Origin of the sequence: Gilliamella sp. Choc6-1 (assembly GCF_001690385.1) — a bacterium.
Lineage (GTDB): Bacteria > Pseudomonadota > Gammaproteobacteria > Enterobacterales > Orbaceae > Gilliamella > Gilliamella apicola_A.
This window is the reverse complement of sequence record NZ_LZHI01000056.1, coordinates 24028-33307: the sequence shown is the minus strand read 5'-3', so window position 1 is coordinate 33307 and position 9280 is coordinate 24028. Positions and strand designations below refer to the sequence as shown.

Genomic DNA, 9280 nt, shown 5'->3' with positions numbered 1-9280 from the left:
TGAATTAATGATACTGTCATTTTAATATTATCACCTGGCATTACCATTTCTACGCCTTCTGGTAATTCAATAGTACCAGTTACGTCAGTTGTACGGAAATAAAACTGTGGACGGTAACCTTTGAAGAATGGAGTATGACGACCACCTTCATCTTTACTTAAAATATATACTTCTGATTCAAAATCAGTATGCGGTGTAATTGAACCTGGTTTTGCTAATACTTGACCACGTTCGATCTCTTCACGTTTTGTTCCACGTAATAAAATACCTACGTTTTCACCTGCACGACCTTCGTCTAGTAATTTACGGAACATTTCAACACCAGTACAAGTCGTTTTTGTCGTTGGTTTGATACCAACAATTTCAACTTCTTCGTTGACTTTGATTACACCACTTTCTACACGACCTGTTACCACTGTACCACGACCTGAAATTGAGAATACGTCTTCAATTGGTAATAAGAATGGTTTGTCAACATCACGTTTTGGTTCTGGAATGTAACTATCTAATGCTTCTGCTAATTCAACAATTTTGTCTTCCCATGCAGCATCGCCTTCTAACGCTTTTAGCGCTGAACCACGAATCACTGGTGTATCATCACCTGGGAAATCATATTGAGATAGAAGCTCACGTACTTCCATTTCAACTAATTCTAATAGTTCTTCATCGTCAACCATATCACATTTGTTTAAGAATACGATAATGTAAGGAACACCTACTTGACGACCTAAAAGAATATGTTCACGAGTTTGTGGCATAGGACCATCAGTTGCTGCTACTACTAAAATAGCACCATCCATTTGAGCTGCACCTGTGATCATGTTTTTAACATAGTCAGCATGGCCTGGGCAGTCTACGTGTGCGTAGTGACGAGTTGGTGTGTCGTATTCAACGTGTGAAGTATTGATGGTGATACCACGTGCTTTTTCTTCTGGTGCGTTATCGATCTGATCGAATGCACGTGCTTGTCCGCCATATTTTTTAGCAAGAACAGAAGTAATTGCAGCTGTTAAAGTTGTTTTACCATGGTCAACGTGGCCGATTGTACCAACGTTAACGTGGGGTTTTGTACGTTCAAATTTTTCTTTAGACATCTTAATGTTCCTTTATTAGATCACTTCCCTTTATTTGTAAGGGAAGTGTTACTTTATTTATATAAAAATTATTTCGCTTTACGAGCTTCAATAATTGCGGTTGCAATATTTGTTGGTGCTTCATTGTACTTCAAGAACTCCATAGAGTAAGAAGCACGACCTTGTGTTTGTGAACGAAGGTCTGTTGCATAACCAAACATTTCTGAAAGTGGAACTTGTGCTCTTACTGTTTTACCAGTTGCAGTATCGTCCATACCTTCGATCATACCGCGACGACGGTTCAAATCACCAATAACATCACCCATATAATCTTCTGGAGTTTCAACTTCTACTTTCATAATCGGTTCTAAAAGCACAGGTTTAGCTTTCATGAAGCCGTCTTTAAATGCCATTGAACCGGCAATTTTAAATGCCATTTCTGATGAATCAACATCATGGTAAGAACCATCAAAGATAGTAACTTCAACATCAACAATTGGATAACCAGCAAGAACACCGTTTTTCATTTGTTCTTGACAGCCTTTGTCAACCGCAGGAATGTATTCTTTAGGAACCACACCACCAACGATTTCGTTGTTGAATTTGTAGCCTTCGCCACCAGCTTCCAATGGTTTAATTTTTAACCATACATGACCGTATTGACCGCGACCACCAGACTGACGAACAAATTTACCTTCTTGTTCAACCTCATTACGAATTGTTTCGCGGTAAGCAACTTGTGGTTTACCAACATTTGCTTCCACTTTAAATTCACGTTTCATTCGGTCAACAATGATTTCTAAGTGAAGCTCACCCATACCAGAAATAATGGTTTGACCTGATTCTTCATCAGTGTGAACACGGAATGAAGGGTCTTCTTGAGCTAGTCTTCCTAAAGCAAGTCCCATTTTTTCTTGGTCAGCTTTAGTTTTTGGTTCAACTGCAACCGAAATTACCGGCTCAGGGAATTCCATTCTTTCAAGAATAATTGGAGCGCTTTCAGCACAAAGCGTGTCACCTGTTGTGACATCTTTAAGACCAATTGCAGCTGCAATATCACCTGCGCGAACTTCTTTAATTTCTTCACGTTTATTTGCATGCATCTGAACGATACGACCAAAACGTTCTTTCTTATCTTTAACTGAGTTAAGAACCGTATCACCAGAGTTAACAACGCCTGAGTAAACGCGGAAGAAGGTTAAGTTACCAACAAATGGGTCTGTTGCAATTTTGAACGCTAAAGATGAAAATGGTTCATCATCGCTTGAGTGACGTTCAGCTGCTTCGCCATTTTGTAATTCACCTTTAATTGCAGGTACATCAGTTGGTGCTGGTAAATATTCAACTACAGCGTCAAGCATGAATTGGACACCTTTGTTTTTAAAGGCGCTACCACAAGTGACTAAGATGATTTCGTTAGCAAGTACGCGTTCACGTAACGCTGCTTTCACTTCTTCTTCAGTTAACTCTTCACCACCAAGGTATTTTTCCATTAACTCTTCACTTGCTTCAGCCGCAGCTTCGATTAGGTATGAACGCCATTCTTCAACTTGTTCAACCATGTCAGCTGGTACATCTTCATAAGTGAAAGTTACGCCTTGATCAGCATCATTCCAGTTAATTGCTTTACGTTTAAGCAGATCAACAACACCAGTAAATGCTTCTTCAGCGCCAATTGGTAAAACTAAAGGCACAGGAACTGCGGCTAAACGAGTTTTGATTTGATCAACAACACGTAGGAAATTAGCACCCATACGGTCCATTTTGTTGACAAATGCAATGCGTGGAACTTTATATTTGTTTGCCTGACGCCATACTGTTTCTGATTGTGGTTGAACACCACCAACTGCACAGTAAACCATTACAGCACCATCAAGAACGCGCATAGAACGTTCAACTTCGATTGTGAAGTCTACGTGTCCCGGAGTATCGATAATATTGATACGGTGTGGTTCAAATTGTTGACCCATACCAGACCAGAATGCCGTTGTTGCGGCTGAGGTGATAGTAATACCTCGTTCTTGTTCTTGTTCCATCCAGTCCATGGTAGCTGCGCCATCATGAACCTCACCAATTTTGTGACTTACACCAGTATAAAACAAAATACGCTCAGTCGTTGTTGTTTTACCTGCGTCAATGTGTGCACTAATACCGATATTGCGGTAGCGTGCTATAGGGGTTGTACGAGCCATATTAATCCTCTGTTTAGAATCGTTTGCTTAATAAATTATCATTTAGGTTGACTGATAGCAGATATGGGCTATCAGTTTAATTTCAATTCGCTTGTTACAAGTGAATTGATTACCAACGATAGTGGGCAAACGCTCTATTAGCTTCAGCCATACGATGAACATCTTCGCGTTTTTTCACAGCAGTGCCTTTGTTTTCAAAAGCATCCATAAGTTCATTCGCTAGGCGTAAAGCCATTGATTTATCGCCACGTTTACGTGCAGCATCTACAATCCAACGCATTGCAAGTGCATTACGACGAACCGGACGCACCTCAACAGGAACTTGGTATGTAGAACCACCAACTCGACGTGACTTAACTTCTACAGTTGGTCTTACGTTATCTAGTGCAACTTCAAAAGCTGCTAAGTGGTCTTTTCCACTACGCTCAGCTAATTTATCAAGAGCTGAATATACGATTGATTCTGCGATAGATTTTTTACCATCTATCATTAAAATATTTACAAATTTCGCCAGTAACTCTGAACCGAACTTCGGATCAGGAAGAATTTTTCTTTGACCGACAACATGACGACGTGGCATTGGAATACTCCGTTTATATGTTATAAATTTTCAGGTTTACCCAAAACTCAAATGAGTTAAATGGAATTATATAGTTTGGCCTTACTTAACGGAGTTCCATTAAGCTTTAGGTCGTTTAACACCGTATTTAGAACGGCTTTGTTTGCGATCTTTAACACCTGCGCAGTCTAATGCACCGCGAACAGTATGGTAACGAACACCTGGTAAGTCTTTAACACGACCCCCACGGATTAAAATTACACTATGTTCTTGTAGATTGTGACCTTCACCACCGATATAAGAAGTAACTTCAAAACCGTTGGTTAAACGTACACGACATACTTTACGTAATGCTGAGTTTGGTTTTTTCGGTGTAGTTGTGTAAACACGAGTACAAACACCGCGTTTTTGCGGGCATGCTTCAAGGGCAGGAACATTGCTTTTTGCTTCCTTTAATGCTCTTGGTTTGCGTACCAGCTGATTAATTGTTGCCATTAATAAGCTCCTGATTAATTGAAATAAATTTAAAATTGCTTTTTAGATACGTAATTAACAACTGTAGACCAAAACCTATATATAGAAGTTTTGGGTCGCAAGATTTTAGACTCCAGAACAGATAATGTCAAGTTTTTGCTCACGTTTAATCAGTAACCCCATTTTTTATTAGTGTGAGACAGAGGAATTTTGAGTAATAAAGATTTTTATTTTTCAAGCTTATCTTTTTGAAGATAGGGTATCTTGGCTTTGAAGAAAATGGTTTCCTCATCAACTTTATTGATGAGGAATTAAAGATTAATGGTGATCAATAAAGATAAATTTTAGCATAAATAATAAAGCAAAAATAATTACACAAAGATTGAGTTCTTTAAATTTACCAGTAAAGGTTTTTAAAATCACGTAAGAGATAAACCCAAGAGCTACACCTTCAGTGATTGCAAAGGCAAATGGCATCATGATTGCTGTAATAAATGCCGGTGTTGCATCGGTTAAATCAGACCAATCAACTTTCACCAAACTAGAAACCATTAAAATCCCAACAAATATAAGAGCACCAGATGTAGCATAAGTTGGAACTAAATGAGCTAAAGGCGATAAAAAAATCATCATTAGGAATAATATTCCGATTACTACTGCAGTTAGCCCAGTGCGACCACCTACAGAAATGCCAGCAGAGCTTTCAATATAAGTTAAAACTGATGATGTACCAAAAAGTCCGCCAAGTGATGAGCTGAAACTGTCGATTAATAATGCTTGGCGCATTTTGGGAAAGCGTCCTTTTTCATCTGAAATGCCGGCTTTGTCAGTTAATGCCAAAATAGTGCCCGATGAGTCGAATAGGCTAACAATCATTATTGAAAAAATAACGCCCATGATGGCAATATTAAGCGATCCAACTAGATCTACATGACCAACAACGCTGGTAACACTTGGTGGCATAGACACAATACCTTGGTAACTGATATTAGGATCGAGCCATAGTGCTAGTAAAGTTACAACTAAAATCGAAATTAATATTGCTGCATGAAAATTACGAGCGGCTAAAATAATAATAATAAAAAAACCAAGTGATCCTAATAATACGTTAAGTGACAAAATATTGCCTATGGTTAATAGTGTTGTTGGTGAACTGACTACTATGCCCATATTTTGAAATCCCATAAAAGCAATAAATAGTCCTATGCCTGCACTAATTCCAATCCGTAAACATTGTGGAATATGTTCAATTAGCCAATGGCGGACTTTAAATAGTGATAATCCAAAGAATATTAAAGAACCCCAAAATATAGCCCCCATGCCTATTTGCCAAGAGTAGCCCATTGAGCCACATATGCCATAAGCAAAAAAGACATTTAGCCCCATAGCAGGCGCTAAAGCAATGGGTAGATTGGCAAATAGTCCCATTATAATCGATGCAAAGGCGGTAACGATACAAGTTAAAACAAATACTGCTGAGGTATCCATCCCTGTTGCAGATAAAATCGACGGATTAACGAAGATGATATACACCATAGTGAGGAAAGTTGTACATCCTGCAATAATTTCAGTTCCGACGGTGGTTTTTTTTTCTTTCAATTGAAAGAATTTTTCGAACGTTAAATTCATAGGTTAGGCCCAATTGTGAGTGATAAGTAATAATGTCCATTTATGAACAGCACTATCTATTTTTACGCAAAGGTAAAAATAAAAAAGATGGGGAATTGTCGTTCCTCATCTTAAATTAGGAATTTTACTAAGATATTATTGCCAGTTATTTATTTTGGTCAAGCGTTATTCTGGTTATTTCGCTAAACAGTATTACTCTGTTACAGAATCGAGCTTGTTTAGCATAATTTTTACTTTCAAAATTCGATGACTTTCTATTTCGACCACTTCAAATAGATAATTGTCAATTTGAATGGTTTCGCCAACATTAAGCAAATGCTGAGCTTTTTCCATTAATAATCCTGCTAGTGTATGATATTCACGTTTATCATCAATGAGAATTGGTACAAATCGAATCAATTCTTCAACAGGAATATAGCCATTAGCAATCCAAGTATTATCTTCAAGACATCGAATATCATGTTTAGCATCAATTTCCTCTTTTTCCGTTGGAAAATCGCCAGCAATGGTTTCGATAATATCTGTAACTGAAACAACCCCCTGCATTGAACCAAACTCGTCTACTACAAAAGCAAAATGTGTTTTAGCTTTTTTAAATTGTTCTAAAGCAACCAGTAACGATACCGTTTCAGGAAAGATCAGCGGTTGTTTGATAAGCGAGTGAATATCAATTGGTTCTTTACTTTGTAGTATATCTTTTAATAGATCATTAACTTGAATGATACCTAAAGGCTCATCGATTGAGGCGTTATCGGTAACGACTAAACGTGAATGTGGGTTATCAAAAATCTCTTTTAAAATTGTTTCGCGATCGTCATTGATATTAACCATATCAACATCTAATCTAGCTGTCATAATACTACTGACAGATCGCTGAGCTAATCCAAGCACTCGTTCAACCATGCTTAGTTCTTGATGATTGAATACGGATTCTTTTTTATTAGCATCTGAAATTGTATCGATAGAGTGAGTCTCAGGATCTTCTTCAATATCACCTTTAAGTAAGTGTAAGATAGCTTCTGCAGTCCGTTCTCGTAATGGTTTTTTATTTAGTGCTTTACGGCGATTAAATATGGCAAGTTGATTAAAAAATTCAATCATAATTGAAAAACCAATTGCCGCATATAAGTAGCCTTTTGGAATCATAAAACCAAAACCTTCAGCAACTAAGCTAAAGCCGATCATTAATAAGAAACTTAAACAAAGAATAACAATCGTTGGGTGTGAATTGACAAAAATGGCTAATGGTTTACTGGCGACCATCATAATGCCAATTGCTATACAAACAGCAATAATCATTACTGGAATATTTTCAACCATTCCTACAGCAGTAATAACTGAATCAAGTGAAAATACCGCATCAAGTACAACAATTTGTGCAACAACTGTCCAAAAATGTGAAGTTTTTTGGGGTTTACCCTCTTCATGAGAAGACCCTTCAAGGCGCTCATTGAGCTCCATTGTAGCTTTAAATAGTAAAAATATCCCCCCGATTAACATAATCAGTTGACGTGCGTTGAAGCTAATTCCAGATATTGAAAATAGTGGTGTAGTGAGTGTGACTAACCATCCCGTAAACATTAATAATAAAACGCGTGTAATTAAGGCAAAAGCAAGACCAGTAACGCGGGCCTTATCTCGTTGTTGGGGTGGAAGTTTCTCGGCAAGAATGGCAATAAAAACAATATTATCAATACCAAGGACGATTTCAAGTACAACTAGAGTGGATAGGCCAATCCAGATTGTAGGATCCATGATCCATTCCATATGTCAGGTGATTACCTCTAATAAACACAGCACATGCTGCTTAATAATTCTGTCTGTAATTTACTAAATAATCAATAAAATATTTATAAAATTTGTGTGTTTTGAAAAAAAATTAATGTTTTATTAGTATTAGCATGAAAATTTAGCTTCGCCAGAATGTTGGGGTAAATAAAACAAGTAGGGTAAATATTTCCAGACGCCCAAATAGCATATCAACTGCCATAACCCATTTAACTACATCACTAACACTAGCAAAATTATCACTGACATTTCCAAGTCCAACACCTAGATTATTAAGTGATGAGGCAACAATATAAAAAGAATCGATAGTATTGATACCTGTTGCCATGATAACAAACAGGCTAACTAAAAAAACTAATGCATAGGCCGAAAAAAATCCCCAGACCGCTTCAATAATTCGTTCTGGGACTACACGATTATTTAATTTTAACGTATAAATAGCATTTGGATGAATAAGACGCTTTAACTCTCGAGAGCCTTGCATAAACAAAATTATCACTCGAACTACTTTTAAACCTCCCCCTGTTGATCCCGCACAACCACCAATGAATGAAGCGCACAATAAGAATATTGGCAATGGTGATGGCCATGTGTTGATGTCATCGACACTAAAGCCAGCTGTTGATGATATGGATACCACTTGTAAGATAATTTTATCAATGCTCAGACGGTGTGGTTTATAGAAATAGATAACAATTGTGCAGATAGCAATTAATATCAGTAGAATAAATATAAATGTTCTGAACTCTTGATCACGCCAGTAATCTTTAATCGAAAAACCACTTAGCGCGGCAAAATGGAGCGCAAAATTACAGCCTGATAAAATCAAAAAGAGGGTGACGATATAATTGATTATAGGACTGTTAAAGTAAGCTAAATTATCATCATGGGTTGAAAACCCTCCCATTGATATTGTTGAGAAACTATGTGACACAGCATCAAATATATTCATACCGGCCAGCCAAAGACAAATAGCACAAAGCGTTGTAAGCAAAATATAAATTGACCAAAGTGTTTTGGCTGTTTCTGCAATACGTGGTCGCATTTTGCTATCTTTTTGTGGCCCTGGGATTTCCGCACGATAAAGTTGCATGCCTCCAACACCCAATAACGGTAGGATTGCTACTGCTAGCACAATAATACCCATACCACCTAACCATTGTAATAATTGACGATAAAAAAGTAAGGCTTTAGGTAGGTGATCTAATTTAACAATCGTTGTTGCTCCAGTTGTGGTAAGGCTTGAAAAAGATTCAAAGAAGGCTGTGGTTAAGTTTAAATTAATATGGGTATCAAAAATAAAAGGAAAAGCGCCGATAGTACCAAGTACAACCCAAAATAGTACAACGATAAAAAAACCTTCACGTGTGCTCAGTTCGTGGCGATGTTCCCGATTCGGGAACCATAGTGCAAATCCTAAAATTAAAGCAGCAAAAAAAGAGCGAACAAAAATTGCCCCAGCACCATCACGATAGATTAATGCAATAATCGCTGGCAATAACATGAACACCGACAATAGTAAAATTAATAAACCAACAATTCTGATAATTGATCGCCAATGTATC

7 protein-coding genes are annotated in these 9280 nt (G+C 37.4%); all 7 read right to left on the bottom strand.

The annotated features are described in order from the left end of the window. Positions 1-1094: elongation factor Tu (gene tuf / locus A9G36_RS07575; RefSeq protein WP_065585537.1), on the bottom strand; the 1094-nt coding region annotated here is incomplete at its 3' end. 68 nt (positions 1095-1162) lie between these two features. Then, positions 1163-3265 (bottom strand): elongation factor G, encoded by a 2103-nt coding sequence (gene fusA, locus A9G36_RS07570; RefSeq protein ID WP_034947164.1) that lies wholly within the window; start codon positions 3263-3265, stop codon positions 1163-1165. Between the two features lie 109 nt (positions 3266-3374). Further along, positions 3375-3845 carry a 30S ribosomal protein S7 gene (gene rpsG, locus A9G36_RS07565; RefSeq protein ID WP_034915550.1) on the bottom strand — a complete coding sequence of 157 codons (471 nt, stop codon included), beginning with the start codon at positions 3843-3845 and terminating at the stop codon, positions 3375-3377. 99 nt (positions 3846-3944) lie between these two features. Next, positions 3945-4319, bottom strand: coding sequence for a 30S ribosomal protein S12 (gene rpsL, locus A9G36_RS07560; RefSeq protein ID WP_034883792.1), 375 nt, complete (start codon positions 4317-4319; stop codon positions 3945-3947). A gap of 297 nt (positions 4320-4616) precedes the next feature. Next, a complete protein-coding gene (locus A9G36_RS07555; protein ID WP_065568653.1) occupies positions 4617-5927 on the bottom strand; it encodes an NCS2 family permease in 1311 nt (436 codons plus the stop codon). 192 nt (positions 5928-6119) lie between these two features. After that, positions 6120-7694 (bottom strand): TerC family protein, encoded by a 1575-nt coding sequence (locus A9G36_RS07550; RefSeq protein ID WP_034947157.1) that lies wholly within the window; start codon positions 7692-7694, stop codon positions 6120-6122. 142 nt (positions 7695-7836) lie between these two features. Further along, the gene (locus A9G36_RS07545) at positions 7837-9279 is read right to left on the bottom strand and encodes a TrkH family potassium uptake protein (protein WP_034947611.1); all 1443 of its coding nucleotides are present in this window, start codon (positions 9277-9279) and stop codon (positions 7837-7839) included. Position 9280 lies beyond the last annotated feature (1 nt).